This window comes from Massilia agrisoli, assembly GCF_020831365.1.
GTDB classification, from domain to species: domain Bacteria; phylum Pseudomonadota; class Gammaproteobacteria; order Burkholderiales; family Burkholderiaceae_D; genus Telluria_A; species Telluria_A agrisoli.
On record NZ_JAJHPV010000009.1, the window covers coordinates 153,008 to 168,568 of the forward strand.

Consider the following 15,561-nt stretch of genomic DNA (forward strand, 5'->3'; position numbering starts at 1 on the left):
TTTGGGGGGTATCTTAAAAAATTGACTCACATCAAAAATCTTTAAAGACCCGTATTTAATTGATCCTTCGAGAAATTTTTGATGTGGATCATATTTTTTTTGCCCATGTGAAAAGTATGATTTTTGATGCCACGACAAACGATGTCGAACAACAGCCACGGCAGGCATTCCTTCACAGGCAATAAGATGAAAACCACCCCCACCCTCCTCGCCCTGGCCCTCGCAGCCCTTGCTCCATCAGTCGCCCTTGCCAGCTGCGGCGCCTCGTTCTGCGCAGTCAACAGCAACTGGACTGCCGAAAGCGCGCTGGCCGATGCAAAGCACGCTGTCGACCTGCGCTACGAATACCTGAACCAGGACCAGCCGATGGCTGGCTCGGACAAGGTCTACGCCGGCCAGGTGCGCGCGCACCACGATGAAGTAAGCACGCAAAACCGCAACGTCGTGGCCAGCTACAGCCACAATTTCGCCGGCCGCTTCGGCGTGACGGTCAGCGCCAGCGCCGGCTCGCGCGACCACCAGCACATCCACAACCATCACGGCGCGAAGATTCTCGACAGCTGGGAATTTACTGAACTGGGCGATGTGCGCGTGGTCGGCCGCTACCAGCTGAACACGGTCGCCGACCCGCTAAAGCCGGCCAATGCGGGCCTCACCTTCGGCCTCAAGCTGCCTACCGGGAAGTTCGACGTGGCCAACGACCAGGGCGACAAGGCCGAGCGCAGCCTGCAGCCAGGTACCGGCACTACCGACCTGATCTTGGGCGGCTACTACCACCAGAAGCTGACCGAGCATGGCGTGTTCTGGTTTGCTCAAGGGCAGTACCAGCACGCGCTCAACACCCGCGACCATTACCGTCCGGGCGCGCAACTGGGATTGGACGCCGGCGTGCGCAAAGGCCTGGGCGCAAAGCTGGGGCTGCTGGCCCAGCTCAACTACGTGCACAAGCGCGCCGACCACGGCAGCGAAGCCGAGCCTGAAAGCAGCGGCGGCCGCTACCTGTACGCCAGCCCGGGGCTGAGCTACGCAATCGCATCGTCCGCGCAGGTCTACATGTTCTACCAGGTGCCGGTCTACCGCCATGTGGAAGGTGTACAGCTGACGGCGAACCGCGCGCTGGTCGTCGGACTGTCGGGGCAGCTGTGATGGCCCGGCACGCCTACGCCCCGCGCGCGGCGGCCAGGGCGTGCCGCGCCGCCGCTGCCGCCTTGCTGGCCGCCATGGCATGGGCGCCGGCCCACGCCATGCACCTCATGGATGTGCAGGGAAACCTGCACACGCTTGAGGTTCATAAGGGTAAGTGGGTGGTGCTCAATGTGTGGGCCACCTGGTGCGCGCCGTGCATCAAGGAGATGCCCGAACTGCAGGCACTGGCGCGCTCGCGCGATGATGTGGTGGTGCTGGGACTGGCTGCGGACGGCGACGATGTCGCGCGCCTGCGCCAGTTCGCCCAGGCGCTGCGCGTCACTTATCCCATCATTGCAGGCAACGACAAGCTGATGAAGGAATTCAAGGTGCAGGCGTATCCCACCACCATGTTGTTCAACGCGCAGGGAAAGCTGGTGATGACCCGCCTCGGGCAGGTCACCAAGGCAGACCTCGACGCCCATTTACCGGCGCGGGCCGCCAGGTAGAAGCGCTTTACGCGGCCTTGCGCCTTGGTTTGAAATGCAGTTCCACGGGTTTTGCGCCAGCGCCGGCCTTGGCTGCAGCTTTGGCGCCGCGCTTGCGCTCTTCCTTGATCGCCATCTGCTCCAGCGTCACCGCATCGAGTACCTCGAGGAAGGCGGCGGTCGCCTTCGACAGCTCGCCCTTGAGTGAGCAAGCGGCCGAATACATGCAGTTCGCCGTGGCCTGGTCGAAACAGGACGCCATATAGAAGTCCGTTTCCGTGTGCCGCACCACGTCGCCGATGACAATCTCGGAAGGATCGCGTCCCAGGCGCAGCCCGCCATTGCGGCCGCGCACGGTAACGATATAGCCCAGCGTTCCAAGATGATGCACCACCTTCGTCAGGTGGTTCTTGGCAATCCCGTGGGCGTCGGCAATTTGCTGGACGGTCACGAGCTGCTCGCGGTTCATGGCAAGGAAGATCAGGGTTCGCAGCGAGTAATCGGTGTAAGCAGTCAGCCTCATGTTCCATGTCCTGGTTGTGGCGCAAGCCAGACAGCATTTTACCCTTGCAGGGCCAAACGGGTTGAACCCGCTCAGCCTTCCTTACCATCGATGCGGGCACGCCACAGGTAGGGGGCATACACCAATAGCAGCAGCGCAAACGACAGGCTCCAGCAGGCGCCCGACACCGTGAGCAGGCTCGCGCGCCACTCTGGCGGCGCCATGCCGGCCGCGACGCGGATCACCGCCCCGGCCTGGATCAGGGCGTACATCGCCACTTCCGCGCGCCCTGCCACCAGCTTGCGCCCGGTGTGGCCGAGCGTTGTGCGCGTGATCATGCCGACGATCAGGCCAGCCATCGACCCGACAGCCAGGGCATGCAGGGCGGTGCTGGCGGTGCCGACGCCCAGCGCGGCCAGGCCCAGCATCAGGAAGCCGATCGGGATCCAGGCGTAGCTGAGGTGCAAAATCCACAGCAGCGGCACCCGTACCGAGCGGTAGGGCCGCCAGCCTGCCAGGCGGATCGCGGTAGCAACGCTTGCCACCAGCGCCAGCGCAGCCATCAGCGGGCCGGGCGCGCCGAACACCCAGCCGGCGGCGGCGGCGGCGACCACCGCCAGCGCGATCTTGTCGTTACGCGGGCGCACCACCGACTTCGGGGTGCCGGGCGCGCCGTTATCGGTAAACATCGGGATGACCCTGCCGCCGATGACCGATTCGATGATGACGACCAGCAGGATGGCGGCATGGATGGGGGCGAACACCGACAGCGGAACCAGCCCCATCGCGGCGGCGTGGAAGACGCCGTTGGCGAGCGCCAGCAACGCCAGCAGGCCCACCAGGAACATATTGCGCTTGTTACCCGCGCGGTGCAGCACCCGGTAGAGCGACCATGCGGCCAGCGGCAGGAAACTGAGGTCGATCACGGCGGCCAGCCACGCCGGGCCGGTCAGCATGGTGACGCGGCCCAGCGTCCATAGCAGCGCCAGGCCAGCCAGGTGCATGCCGCGCGGGGTCCACAGGCCCGTCCACGCACGCACGGCGGTGAGCAGGAAGCCGACCACGACCGCGATGGCGAAGCCAAACACCATCTCGTGCATATGCCAGGCCAGCGTGATGTTGGGCGACCACACCAGCCAGCCCAGGTAGTGGGACAGCCACGCCGGCACGGCCAGCACCGCAAGCGCGGCTGCCAGCACATAGAAAGGGCGGAACCCGAGCGCCCAGAAGGCATGGCCGCCGGCCCACAGCGGATGGCGCGCTTCGGCGGCCGGTTCTTCGATGGTCAGCAAGCTCATTTTTTTCGCCCTCTATTAAATATACATTTGAAATACTACTTCAAAGCGAGGCAGGCGGCAACGGGAAGAAGCCAAAACTACAGGGGAATTGACCTGGTTTAGGTTTTTCAATGTTAGCGGCCGAAAACGCGCCGATCTTGTAGACGGCTGCGGCATTCCTGAATACGCTTGGCGCACCAACTCAAGGAGATTTTTACCATGCAAACAGCAACCCTCAACATTCCCGCCATGCGTACTGAAGTACTCGCCATCGAAGTGGCCAAGGTCCTCGAATCGGTGGCCGGCGTCGACAAGGTGCATATCACCCTGGCCGACACCACCGCGCGCATCGGCTTCGACGAGTCGCTCGCCTCGCTGGCGCAGCTGCGCGGCGCGGTGCAGTCGGCCGGCTACGTGGTCGGCGAGGAACCGGCGCGCCATTCCTGCTGCGGCGGCTGCGGGGGCTGACAGTACTGCGGCGGAGCAACACACCTGGCGGTCTGCGATACCGCAGAGCCCGCTTGTAAGGCGTGATGTACGTTGAAAGCATGTAGCAGACCGAACAACCGGAATAAACGGGGGCTGACATGCTGATCGAAAGAACGCGGAACCTCTTTGGCTTGCTTGTCCTGGGCCTGCTCGTCGCCTGCAAGACTCCGCCCCCGGGCCCCGATCCGGACCCTGCACCGGGCGCGCTGGCCGTGACGGTGATTGACCTCCCCGCCGGCCTGCCCGCTGCGGTCCGCGTTACCGGACCCGGCGGATACGTGCAGGACCTCGCGCAAAGCCAGACCCTGGTCAACCTGGCCCCCGGTGAATACACCGTGACCGCGAACGCCGTGCCCGGCAGCGGCCTGACCTACTTGCCCAGTGCAGGTGTTCAGCTGGCGGTCGTGGCACCCCGCGCAACAGCGCATGCCAGCATCAGCTACACCGGCGTCACCTTCAGGCTCGGCATACAGCAGGTGGCGACCCTGCCCGGCGCCGTGTTCCTCGCGTCGCCGCCGGGCGACCCGCGCCAGTTCATCGTTGAGCGCGAAGGCCTGGTTCACATCATGGAAAACGGCGTGCTCCTGAGCACACCATTCCTCGACATCCATGAGAGGGTCCTGTCCCACGGCGAGGGCGGCTTGCTGTCGATGGCCTTCCACCCGGATTACGCCACTAACGGCTACTTCTACCTCTATCTCAGCGACAAGCTCCACGGCATCGTAGTGGCGCGCTACCGGGTTTCCGCCAACCGCAACCGGGCCGATGCCGATTCTGAGCTCGTCATCATCCGCATCCAGAAAATCGGCACCACCCACAATGGCGGACTGGCCGGCTTCGGGCCGGACGGCTACTTGTACATGGCAACCGGTGACGATGGCGGCACTGGCGATCCTTACCGCAACGGCCAGAACCTCGACTCCCTGCTTGGCAAGGTATTGCGGATCGACGTCGCCCATTCCACCCAGGGCGAGCGCTACCGGGTGCCGCCCAGCAATCCATTCGTCGGCCAGGAAGGCAAGCGCCCCGAGATATGGGCCTACGGACTGCGCAACCCCTGGCGCTTCTCCTTCGACACCAACCTGCTCTACCTTGCCGATGTCGGCCAGGCCGTGCGCGAGGAGGTCGACATTTCGAGCGTCACCCAGGGCGGGCTCAATTACGGATGGAATATCATGGAGGGCTCGATCTGCTATGACCGCCCTACCTGCGACCGTACCGGGCTGACCTTGCCGGCTTTCGAGTATGACCATGGCCACGGCTGCTCGATCACTGGCGGCTACGTCTATCGCGGCAAGGCGATTCCGGAGCTGGCCGGGCATTATCTCTATTCTGACTTCTGCCGCGGCTTCCTGCGCAGCTTCGTCTACACGGGCAGCGGCATCGCGGCGCCAACGGACTGGCTGATCAGTGGCGCCGGCAACATCCTGTCCTTCGGCAGGGACGCAGATGGCGAGCTGTACCTGATCGCTTCCAAGGGGGCCATCTACAAGATTATCAGGACATCGCCTAGCCGCTGATCTTGGAGAGATAGAAGGCGGCCAGGAAGCCGATCACGGCGATGATTCCCGCGTAGTGTTGCGCAACCTCGAAAGCCTCGGGGATCATTGTATCGACCAGCATTGCCAGGATGGCGCCCGCGGCGAGCGCCATCGTCGCGGCGATGACCTGCTCGGACAAGCCGATGGACAGCAGGTTGCCCAGCGCGGCGGCAACGCCGTTGACGATCGCGATGCCGCCCCACACGCCAAACACGTACCAGGCCGTGCGCCCGGCCCGCTTCATGCCCGCGGCGCTCGACAGGCCTTCGGGAATGTTTGAGAGAAAAATCGCAATAACTGCCACCATGCTGACGGTTTTGCTGGCGATCATGCTCACGCCGATCACAATCGCCTCAGGGATGCCGTCGATCAGCGCACCCAGCGCAATTGCCAGGCCGCTGCCGTGCTCCTCCGTTTCGGACGGCTGCTGCTGTCCGGATAATTTACGGGCGGCGGCGCCGCGGTGCGCGAGGTAGAGGTTAGCGCCGGTAAAAATGGCGGCGCCAACAAAGAAGCCGACAGCCGAAGCCAGGAAGCCGCCCCGCTTGTGTGCCTCGTCCACCAGGTCGAACGACAGCGCGGCGATCAGCACTCCGCTGCCCAAGGCCATAATCGACGCGATGACGCGGTGCGGAATGCGCGTGAAATAGCCGGCCACCGCGCCTATGACCAGCGCCGACCCAGCTACCAGGCCCCACACGCCAGCCTGCAGCCAGACAGGCAATGCCGTCATCGCGCCCCCGCATTCCGCCGTACCGCCGCCAGTCAGAAGTAGACAACGGCGCAGGCCCGGCGGTTCGGCTAAACGCGCAGGGCTTCTGCCGGCATCATGCGCATCGCAATCCAGGCCTGCCGCGCCACGGCGCCCATGGCCACCACAAGCGTCGATCCCAGCGCAAACAGCATCGTCCAATAGCCAATCGGGGCGTGCTCGACATAGGTGGCCAGGTAGCGTTCGATGGCAACTGCCGCCAGCGGCAAGCCGATCAGCGCCGACACCAGGGTCAGTGCGCCAATCTCGCGCACCACCAGCTTGCCGATATCGCGGCGCCGCGCGCCGTGCAGTTTGCGCATCACGATCTCCTTCGCGCGCCGCTGAACGGTATGCGCCGACAGCACGTAGGTGCCGAAAGCCGCGATCGCCAGCGCGATGCCGGTCGCCACTGCCAGCAGCTTCGCCATCCGCGCGTCGTCCGCGTAGTTCAAAGCCAGGATGTCGCTCGCGTGGTGCACCTTCAGGATCGCACTCGGGAAGTGCTTCGGCCAGGCGTCACGCAGCGCGCGTTCCGCATCGGCCACCGTGCCCGCGGCGCGCACGCTCAGGATCGTGCTCGCCGTCGACAGCTCGTACCCCATCGCCCGCGGTGCATCCCGGAGGGAGTGGAACCTGATCTCCGGCGCAATACCCACCACCCGTTTGTACACAGGCTTTCCATCACGACCGCCTGGGTACGACAGTGTCTGGCCGACAGCCGCCGATGGCGTCGCATACCCCAGCTCGCGCGCGGCGATCGCGTTGATAACGAGCGGAACCCGATCGTCTTCCCTGTCGATTTTTGAATTGAACAGCCTGCCCGCTTCCGGCTTGATGCGGTAATGCTCGAAAAAGCCTGGACCGACCCACTTCATTTCCGTGGAGGCCGCGCCACCATCTGGCCGCTTCAGTTCCTGGTGATAGAGGCCATTCTTCCGACCAATCGCGTCTTCCGATACGGCGTAGCCGGCAATGGCAGGATGCTCCGACAATGCCGTCAACAAATTACGTGCCGCCGGGGCCGAGTTCATCGCCTCGAAGGGCAGGTCGACCACCAGCATCGGCGCCGGATCGAATCCCGGATCGGCGCGCATCGCGAATTCGGTCTGCCATGCAACCGCCAGGGTGATGCTGGCAAAGCCCATCGCCGTGGACACCTGCACCACAGTCATAGCACGGCGCAGTTGCATGCCGCGCCGCGACTCGGTGCCGGCACGCCCCGCCAGCGCTTCAGCGGGCCGGACGCGGATGGCGATCCAGGCCGGCCAGGCAGCGGTGATTACGCCAAGCAGGGCTCCGACGCCCAGCGCGGAGGCAATATTTGGCCACGAAAGCAAGCCGTCGAGGTCGCGGTTGACCAGCTCCGAGAATATCGGCAGCGCAATCCATGCCAGCAGCAAGCCGAGTCCGGTCGCGACCAATGCGACCAGCATCGATTCCGCCAACATCTGCAGGACAATCTGGCGCATGCTCGCGCCCAGCACTTTTCTCATCGCCACTTCGCGCTGGCGCCGCAGTACCCGCACCACCGCGAGGTTGACGTAGTTCATGGCCGCAAGCGCGAGGATCAGCACGGCAATCACGCCGAGTCCGGCGACAACAGTGCGATTGGCACGGTTGCCCGCGCCGGCGATAAAGTTGCCTTCCACTTCGAGGTCGAAGTAGGCTTCCCGCAGCGGTGACAATGTAATGTCGAGCACCTTGCGTTGTCCCAGGCGTTGTTTCACCTCGGGTGGTAGCTTTGCAAATTGCGGCGCGCTGTCTACCGCTTGCTGCAAGGAAGCTGTAATCGCGGGCAGCGATGCGCCCGGACCGACGCGCACCAGCAGCTTGCCATCCCAGCCCTCTGCGCCGGTCTTCATCTCGTCCCGCACGTTTTTGTCCATCAGCACTGAATCGACACCCAGCAGCATCTCGAAGGGAATGGTCGTGTTCGAAGGAGGCGTACTTACCACGGCCCCGACACGCGCTACTTTGCCTTCGACCTGCACCGACCGGCCAACCACGTTGGCCATGCCAAACAGCCGAAGCGCCGCGTCTTCGCTGAGGACAAAGCTGTCGGGCCCGGCAAGCGCCGCCTCGAGATTGCCGAATATTGTTTGCAGCCCGACCATCGCGGCGAATCCCGGCGTCGTCGTCAGGCTGGCGACCTGGGCCAGCCTGCCGTCGATACTCACCGTGAAGCCCGTATCATTTGGGCGCGAAGGAAGGTAGGCGGTGGCAGCTGCGACGCCCGGGATCTTCTGCGCGGCGAGCCGTAAAAACAATGGCGCGTGCTCGAAGCTGGGCGCCCTCGCGTCCAGGTTCAGACGCTGCTTGACGACGTACACGCTGTCGGCATCGGGCACGCTGGCGTTGTATTGCCACGAATACTGGACGAAGCCGAACAGCAGCAAGGACGCGGCCAGGCCGATGGCCAGTCCAAGGATGACAACCAGCGAATACGCCGGCTCTTGCACCAGCGTGCGCCAGCCGACTCGGAAATCTCTAAGTTTCATGATCGCCCCCGGTTACGCGGCTTGCAGCGCATCGACCAGGATGCGGCCATCGAGCAGCCGCACGGTACGCGAGGCCTGCGCCGCGTGTTCGGGCGAGTGGGTCACCATCACGATGGTGGTACCCTCGGCATTAATCTGGCGCAGGATGCGCATGACTTCGTCGCCGTGGGCGGTGTCGAGGTTGCCGGTCGGCTCGTCGGCCAGCAGCATGGCGGGATTGGACACCAGCGCACGCGCAATGGCCACGCGTTGCTGCTGCCCGCCGGAGAGTTGCGATGGGCGATGGCGCGCGCGGTGTGCGATCCCCAGCTTGTCCAGCATGGCGGCCACACGCTCGCGCCGCTCCTTCGCCGGCACATCCATGTATTCCAGGGCCAGCTCCACATTCTCCGCAACCGACAATTCTTCGATCAGGTTGAAGCTCTGGAAGATAAAGCCGACCTTGCCGCGCCTCAGCTGGTTCAGCTGGGCCTCGCTCCAGCCCGCCACGTTCTGGCCGTCGAACCAGTAGTCGCCGCTGTCGGGCGCATCGAGCAGGCCCAGCATCGACAACAGGGTCGACTTGCCGCAGCCGGACGGTCCAGTAATGGCAAGGTACTCGCCGGCATCGATCTCGAGATTGATGCGGTCGAGCGCGGTGGTGCGCACTTCGCCACCCTGGTAAGTCTTGCTGACGTTATGGAGCTTGAGCATGCCGGCTTGTTTGTCTGATATCGAGTTCATTATTGTGTCACCTCCAGGAAGAAAGCTTGGGAAATCTATTTTGTGAGTTGCAGGCGGGTTGCCTTGCCGTAGTTCGCATACGAGGACACGATCACGCGTTCGCCTGCAGCCAGGCCGGACATGACCTCCACCTGGCTGTTATTGCGGCGCCCGGTACGGATCGCGCGGCGTTCCGCCCCTGCCGCGCCCTGCCCGACGACGAAGGCCCAGGCCCCGCCGCTGTCGTTCATGAACGCATCGTTCGGCAACAGCAGCGCTTCGGTGGCGCCGCCCAGCGTGATCAAGACTTCCACCCCTTGGCCGGGGCTGGCCGCGCGTGGCTGGCCTTGATCGAAAGCCAGTTCAACGGCGAATCGCCCCTCGCTGATCTGCGGGTAGATGCGGCTCACCGAGACCGGATGGGCACGTCCGCCAACCGTCGCAACGCCGTTACGCCCGGCCACAAGGCGGTTGAGGTAATACTCGTCGACCTGCGCCGTGAGCTTGAACTGCGCCACGTCGTCGATGCGGCCGAGACGCTGGTCGGGCTTGATGGTTTCGCCGACCTGCAGGCCGAAGCCGGTCAGGCGGCCCGCTACCGGCGCGCGCACGGCCAGCGCCTCGAACGTCGCATTGGCCAGCCGCATGCCCGCTTCGACGCGGGCGATGGCCTGTTCCATCTGCCGGACCGCATCGCGCTGGGTCGCGCTTTCGACCTGGTCGCTGGCCTTGTCCACCTCAAGCAAGCGGCGTTGCTGCGCCACCTTGTCGGCCGAGTCTTCCAGCACTGCGGTCGAAATAAAGCCTTTCTGCGCCAGCGCCAGGTTGCGGTCGTGCTGCTTCTGCGCCTGCAGCAACGCGAACGCCAGCTCGGACAGGCGGCGCTGCCGCTGGCTGCGGCTCGCTTCCAGCGACACGCGCAGGTTGGTCAGGTTGGATATCTGTTGCGCATGCTCGGCCTCGCGCGCCAGCAGCTCAAGCCTGCGCTGCGGGTTCGACAGGCGAAACAGCACGTCGCCACGCGCCACCAGCGCGCCGTCGGCTGCAAACACCTCCTCGACTCTCCCGGTTTCCACCGCGTCCAGCATGACGGAGTGCAGCGGCGCGGCGATCGCCCGTAGCGCAACATCGTCCCGGAACATGCCGCGCTCCACCGCTGCGATCCGAGCCGTAGCCAGGGGAACCTGCAGTCCGCGCGGCGCAAGCTGCCAGAGCGCTGCGGCCATCGCGAACAAGGCTGCGATGATGGCGAGCGCGATGGCGGCGCGGCGGCCGCCCCGCGGGGGCAGGGGCTGGTCCATTGCGGCGCCACTTGGGCGCTCGGCTGAACGGGGAAAGGGAAGGGTCATCAGCATCGCGATACGAAAACAAGATGAACCCTTCATCGCAACTTCCATGCCACGCCCGGCTGGGCGCATTTTGGCGGCCTGGCGATTGAAACTGTCCAGAAGCGGACAGTCACGGTGTTCGCTTCCGGACACTTCGCAGCGAACCCGGCTATTTGATTGGTGGCCGCCAGACGCTGCTGCTAGAATCGGCGCACCACTTCCAACGCGACCCCTTATGCCAGGCATCCCAGCGCAGATCCTGATCCTCGACGACGATGCCGACGTGGCCTATGCCGCCAAACTGCTGCTGCGCCGCGCGGGGCAGGTCGCCACGCTGGCCGATCCCGCCCAGGTGCCGCGCTACCTGCAGCAGAACACGCCCGATGTCGTGCTGCTTGATTTCAACTTCACCCCCGGCAGGGCCGACGGCGCCGAGGGCCTGAAGGTGCTTGAGCAGCTGCAGGCTTTGCCGAGGGCGCCGGCGGTAATCGCCATGACTGCCTACGCCGATGTGCCGCTCGCCGTCGCCGCAATGAAATGCGGCGCCTGCGACTTCATCACCAAGCCATGGGACAACGCCCGCCTCGCGGCGGCTGTCGATGCGGCATTGGCGCGGCGCGCCGCGCCGGCATCCACTACGCCGGCGGCCACCGCGGCATTGCTCGGCAACTCCGTGGCCATGCGTGAGTTGCGCGCGGCAATCGGCATTGTCGGGCCGACCGGGGCCAACGTCATGGTGCTGGGGGAAAACGGGGTCGGCAAGGAACTGGTTGCGCGCGGCATCCACCTGGCGTCGCGCCGCGCCGCGGCCGGGTTTCTTGCGGTAGACATGGGAAGCCTGCCGGAATCGATGCTCGAAAGCGAACTCTTCGGGCACCGCAAGGGCGCGTTCACGGATGCGCGCAGCGACCGGCCCGGCCGCTTCCAGTCCGCCTCGGGCGGCACGCTGTTCCTCGATGAGATCGGCAACCTGGCGCTGCCGGCCCAATCCAAGCTGCTCACTGCGCTGGAACGGCGCGAGGTGACCCCCCTTGGAGCGGATCGCCCGCAAACAATTGATGTGCGTATCATCAGCGCCACCAACCTCGACGAAGCCAGGCTGTATGACGCGCAGGTCTTCCGCCCCGACCTGCTGTTCCGCCTGAACACCATCGTTATCCGGGTGCCGCCGCTGCGCGAACGGCCCGGCGATATCCCGGGGCTGCTGGAACATTACCTGAACTTATACCAAAGCCAGTATGGGCGCCCGGAGCGCGCCATTTCGCCAGCCGCCTTCGATGCGCTGTGCGCGCATGCATGGCCAGGCAATGTGCGCGCCCTGCGCCACGCTTGCGAACGGGCGGTCATTTTGGCGGAATCCGACTTGTACGGCATCGCGGACTTCGGCTTGCACACGGCCGAGCCGGTGGCCGCCCCCGTGACCGCAACCGCGCTCAAGCTTGATGCGCTCGAACGCGACGCCGTTGCGGCTTCCCTTGAACAGGCGCAGGGCAACATCAGCCATGCGGCCAGGCTGCTCGGCATCAGCCGCGCCGCCCTGTACCGGAAGCTGGAAAAGCATGGCCTCTGACCAGCGCCCGAAGCGCCTTGTGTACGCAGGGGCCGCCCTGCTGGCAATGGCCGCGTGGAGCGCGGGTTCAGCCACGGCAGCACCGGTGCGCCTTGGCGCCAGCGCCGTTGCCGCGCTGGCTGGCGTCGCCCTGATGCGGCGCGGCCTCACGGCGCTTTCTCAATTGCCGCCGCTTGAGGTCGCGGTTGGGGTTCCACCCGACCAGACATTGCTGGCAGCGCGTGCGCTTGGCCTTGAATCCCAGCTCGAGCATGCGCCGATCGCGCTGTTTCGCATTTTTCCGTCGCGCCAGAATGCGGTCGAGCCGGCCAATGCCAGCGCCCGTCGGCTGACGGCCCCAGGGCGCGCGTCCGATGTGGCGGCTTTGCACCGCGCCCTGGCCGGCCTTGTGGTTGGCCAGCGCTGCATCCTTGACTTCGACACCGAGCGCGGCAGTGAGCGCGCCCTTGCCACCGCCAACGCGATGACGATCGACGGCGAGCCCCAGCGGCTGGCGGCACTGATGCCAATGGAAGACGAGCTCGAAGCCGAGGCCATGCAGGCGTGGCAGAAGCTGGTGCACGTGCTGACCCACGAGATCATGAATTCGCTCACGCCAGTGGCATCGCTGTCGCAAACCTCGCGCGACCTGCTGCGGGGCGCCGGGGATGTGTTGCCGGCGGACTTGGCCGGCGACCTCGATATTGCCCTCGAAGCCATTTCCCGCCGCGCGGACAGCCTGACCCAGTTTGTCAGCGGCTACCGCAGCCTGGCCAGCGTGCCGGAAGCGAAACCCCAGCGGATTCCCGTGTCGCGCATGTTCGCGCGCTTGTCCGCACTGGTGGCGCCATCGTGGCAGGCGCGCGGAGGCCGCGCCACTTTCCATGTCGAGCCCGACTCGCTTGAGCTGATGGCCGACCCGGGGCAACTGGAGCAAGCCCTGGTCAACCTGTTGAAAAATGCCGCCGAAGCGAGCGCAGGCGTCGCGGCGCCGGAAGTCAGGGTAAGCGCCAGGCTCGTGCGCGGGGGCCGCCTGCACATCTCTGTCAGCGACAACGGGCCGGGTGTGCAGGATGAGCTCATCGCCGACATTTTCACGCCCTTCTTCTCGACGCGCGAGAAGGGCAGCGGCATTGGCCTGGCGATGGTGCGCCAGCTGGTGCACCGGAACGGCGGCGCGGTTCGCTATGCCAGGCCGGTCGGTGGCGGGGCCCGCTTCATCATGACGTTTTAACGCGCGTACTGCGGGGCAGATGCGCACTATCAACATCGCCTGCGCGGCACCGATTACGCTTGGGGGTCGACATCTTCCGGCACGTCGCCATGCGCACACTCTCGCTTACGCTGTCATTTTTACTGCTTGCCCCGATCGCATACGCCACCCCCGGCGAACAGCTGGTAGCCGCAGCCAGACAGCAGATCGGGGTCACCATACGCTATGACGGGCGCTACCAGCGTTTGGCGTATCCCGGTGGCGATGTGCCAATGGAAACGGGCGTGTGCACGGATGTCGTGATTCGCGCATACCGGCGACTTGGCATCGACTTGCAAGAAAAGGTGCATCGCGACATGGGCGCGGCGTGGGCGGAATATCCGCATCCGCTAAAGTGGGGCCTAAAGGCGCGGGATGAAAACATTGATCACCGCCGTGTCCTCAACCTTGCCACGTTCTTCCGGCGTCACGGGACATCGCTTGAACCCAGCCAGAAGCCGCAGGATTACATCCCAGGCGATATTGTGGCCTGGCTTTTGCCTGGGGCACTGCCTCATATCGGCATCGTGTCGAACACCCGGTCGGGCCGGGGCACGCCCCTCATCATTCACAACATTGGCGCCGGGGCCGAAGAGAGCGACGTCTTGTTCGCTTATAAAATCACCGGGCACTACCGTTACGCTGCAACTCCCTTCCCGGCGGGCCAGAAACGAGGCGCCAGGGCCAGCTTACAATGAAGAGGCGGTCAAGCAAAGTTAGGATTTCCGCGTCGCTGCGGGACAAGCGTGGAGCGCCAATCATGCCATTCTCGGCCCGCCTTTGCCGCGCCGGTCGAACAACACGCTGCGCCGCAACCGGATACCGCTTGAACGGATGCCGCTGACCACTCCCCACGCCGCAGCCCAGCGTTTGGCACGTTCCTGCTCCTGCGCCGATTCGGATCGGATGGCACGTCCAATCGCTTCAGCCATGCGCTGCATTGCGTACGCTTTACGTTGATCCCTGGGACGGTGACTCATAAAATTTACCCTACTGCTTATAACTCTTGGGACCACACTATCGTCCGCAAGCAGGTGCAGACTGTGCGTTGACGAACGGTCAGGAGCGTGCAACAGGGTTTTTCGCCCTATTTGTGCAGTAGCGCAATGAATGTGAATACAGCCGGAAATGTTTCATCGCCAATCGGGCGAATTAACCTTGACACGCCTCAAAGAGATGCTGAGGTCAGAATGTCGGTGCTGTATAAGCGGCCAGTAGTTTTTGCCGAGCTCAGCCTTACAATATCAATATGGAATAACTGCAACTGTTCAAGCCATGACGACTGACCGCCAGAAACGAAAAAGCTACGGCATGCTGCGCATGAGCCGCGCGATCAGCCGGGCCATCGGCGCCCCGACGCCGCTTGAGCAGGACAAGGCAATCCGCTGGGTTGCCGCATGGGGCCTGATCGGCGGCATCCGGTCGGATACGGTCCGCCTGCGCAATCCTGAACTGATCCATCCGGAACTGATGCAGCCGGAACTGATGCAGCCGGAGCAGTCCCACCAGGAAACCGCTCACTCCGCCTAGCGGGGCATCCAATCAGCCGTTCCCGAGATCCTTCTCCATACACACCGCGCTGGCGGGACACATTTTGACGAATTGCGTACTGTGCCGCAGCGCTTCCGGGGCCGCGTCGCGCGCGATTTCCCGGTAGCCGTGATCTTCAAAGAAACTTGATGCGCTGGTAGTCAGCAGGAACAAGTGGGCAATACCCGTCTCGCGCGCGTGGGCTTCGATCGCTTCGACAAGGTGGCGTCCTTGCCCGGTTCCCTGCCGCGATGCATCGACTGCCAGCGAGCGCAGCAGCGCATCCCGGCCGTAGCGCTCGATCCCGACGCAACCGACGATGGCCTTGTCTTTTTCGACGACGAGGAAATCAGGCAGGTGGGACGTGCTGATATCGGAAAACGGGAGCCCCGCATTTTCGAGAATCTCGCCGATGCTCGGCAGGTCTGCTGTTGTTGCTTGTCGTATTGTTGCCATGAGTCCTCCCAATGCTTTGGTTTTCACCAATCGTTCCCTAATTATCAAATAAGTGCAATCGCTGACCTTG

15 protein-coding genes are annotated in these 15,561 nt (G+C 64.3%); 8 read left to right on the forward strand and 7 right to left on the reverse strand.

What is annotated here, in order from left to right; translation table 11 throughout:
• Positions 1–186 precede the first annotated feature (186 nt).
• Positions 187–1,146: a transporter gene (locus LMJ30_RS05180; RefSeq protein ID WP_229431280.1), complete on the forward strand. Its 960-nt coding sequence runs from the start codon at positions 187–189 to the stop codon at positions 1,144–1,146.
• Positions 1,146–1,634, forward strand: a complete 489-nt coding sequence (locus LMJ30_RS05185) for a TlpA family protein disulfide reductase (protein WP_229431281.1) — start codon at positions 1,146–1,148, stop codon at positions 1,632–1,634. Before LMJ30_RS05180 ends, LMJ30_RS05185 begins: the two co-directional genes overlap by 1 nt.
• A gap of 7 nt (positions 1,635–1,641) precedes the next feature.
• Here the strand turns inward: LMJ30_RS05185 and LMJ30_RS05190 are convergent, their stop codons facing one another.
• Both LMJ30_RS05190 and LMJ30_RS05195 read right to left on the reverse strand, forming a co-directional pair.
• Positions 1,642–2,136: an RrF2 family transcriptional regulator gene (locus LMJ30_RS05190; protein ID WP_229431282.1), complete on the reverse strand. Its 495-nt coding sequence runs from the start codon at positions 2,134–2,136 to the stop codon at positions 1,642–1,644.
• Between the two features lie 71 nt (positions 2,137–2,207).
• Positions 2,208–3,413 (reverse strand): NnrS family protein, encoded by a 1,206-nt coding sequence (locus tag LMJ30_RS05195; RefSeq protein ID WP_229431283.1) that lies wholly within the window; start codon positions 3,411–3,413, stop codon positions 2,208–2,210.
• 198 nt (positions 3,414–3,611) lie between these two features.
• Between LMJ30_RS05195 and LMJ30_RS05200 the strand changes: the two genes are divergently transcribed.
• Together LMJ30_RS05200 and LMJ30_RS05205 are read left to right on the forward strand one after the other, a co-directional pair.
• Complete coding sequence (locus LMJ30_RS05200; protein WP_229431284.1) at positions 3,612–3,860, forward strand: heavy-metal-associated domain-containing protein; 249 nt, start codon at positions 3,612–3,614, stop codon at positions 3,858–3,860.
• A 119-nt stretch (positions 3,861–3,979) separates the two neighbouring features.
• Positions 3,980–5,401, forward strand: a complete 1,422-nt coding sequence (locus tag LMJ30_RS05205) for a PQQ-dependent sugar dehydrogenase (protein WP_229431285.1) — start codon at positions 3,980–3,982, stop codon at positions 5,399–5,401.
• Here the strand turns inward: LMJ30_RS05205 and LMJ30_RS05210 are convergent.
• The 4 genes from LMJ30_RS05210 to LMJ30_RS05225 all read right to left on the reverse strand — a co-directional run bounded on the left by LMJ30_RS05210 (position 5,391) and on the right by LMJ30_RS05225 (position 10,677).
• Complete coding sequence (locus LMJ30_RS05210) at positions 5,391–6,155, reverse strand: ZIP family metal transporter (RefSeq protein ID WP_229431286.1); 765 nt, start codon at positions 6,153–6,155, stop codon at positions 5,391–5,393. The two genes, LMJ30_RS05205 and LMJ30_RS05210, sit on opposite strands and share 11 nt — an antisense overlap.
• 68 nt (positions 6,156–6,223) lie before the next feature.
• On the reverse strand, positions 6,224–8,674 hold the full coding sequence (locus tag LMJ30_RS05215) for an FtsX-like permease family protein (RefSeq protein WP_229431287.1): 2,451 nt from the start codon (positions 8,672–8,674) through the stop codon (positions 6,224–6,226).
• Between the two features lie 12 nt (positions 8,675–8,686).
• Positions 8,687–9,367, reverse strand: a complete 681-nt coding sequence (locus LMJ30_RS05220; protein WP_307729227.1) for an ABC transporter ATP-binding protein — start codon at positions 9,365–9,367, stop codon at positions 8,687–8,689.
• 65 nt (positions 9,368–9,432) lie between these two features.
• Positions 9,433–10,677: an efflux RND transporter periplasmic adaptor subunit gene (locus LMJ30_RS05225; protein WP_229431289.1), complete on the reverse strand. Its 1,245-nt coding sequence runs from the start codon at positions 10,675–10,677 to the stop codon at positions 9,433–9,435.
• A gap of 262 nt (positions 10,678–10,939) precedes the next feature.
• Here LMJ30_RS05225 and LMJ30_RS05230 point away from each other — a divergent pair, with 262 nt between their 5' ends.
• The 4 genes from LMJ30_RS05230 to LMJ30_RS05245 all read left to right on the forward strand — a co-directional run bounded on the left by LMJ30_RS05230 (position 10,940) and on the right by LMJ30_RS05245 (position 15,035).
• Positions 10,940–12,274 carry a sigma-54-dependent transcriptional regulator gene (locus LMJ30_RS05230; RefSeq protein WP_229431290.1) on the forward strand — a complete coding sequence of 445 codons (1,335 nt, stop codon included), beginning with the start codon at positions 10,940–10,942 and terminating at the stop codon, positions 12,272–12,274.
• Positions 12,264–13,487, forward strand: a complete 1,224-nt coding sequence (locus LMJ30_RS05235; protein ID WP_229431291.1) for a sensor histidine kinase — start codon at positions 12,264–12,266, stop codon at positions 13,485–13,487. The genes LMJ30_RS05230 and LMJ30_RS05235 overlap by 11 nt, the downstream gene beginning before the upstream one ends.
• A gap of 89 nt (positions 13,488–13,576) precedes the next feature.
• Positions 13,577–14,203, forward strand: coding sequence for a DUF1287 domain-containing protein (locus LMJ30_RS05240; protein WP_229431292.1), 627 nt, complete (start codon positions 13,577–13,579; stop codon positions 14,201–14,203).
• Between the two features lie 577 nt (positions 14,204–14,780).
• A complete protein-coding gene (locus tag LMJ30_RS05245; protein ID WP_229431293.1) occupies positions 14,781–15,035 on the forward strand; it encodes a hypothetical protein in 255 nt (84 codons plus the stop codon).
• A 12-nt stretch (positions 15,036–15,047) separates the two neighbouring features.
• On the opposite strand, the gene arsN2 is transcribed toward LMJ30_RS05245, so the two are convergent.
• The gene (gene arsN2, locus LMJ30_RS05250) at positions 15,048–15,518 is read right to left on the reverse strand and encodes an arsenic resistance N-acetyltransferase ArsN2 (RefSeq protein WP_229431294.1); all 471 of its coding nucleotides are present in this window, start codon (positions 15,516–15,518) and stop codon (positions 15,048–15,050) included.
• Between the last annotated feature and the right edge of the window lie 43 nt (positions 15,519–15,561).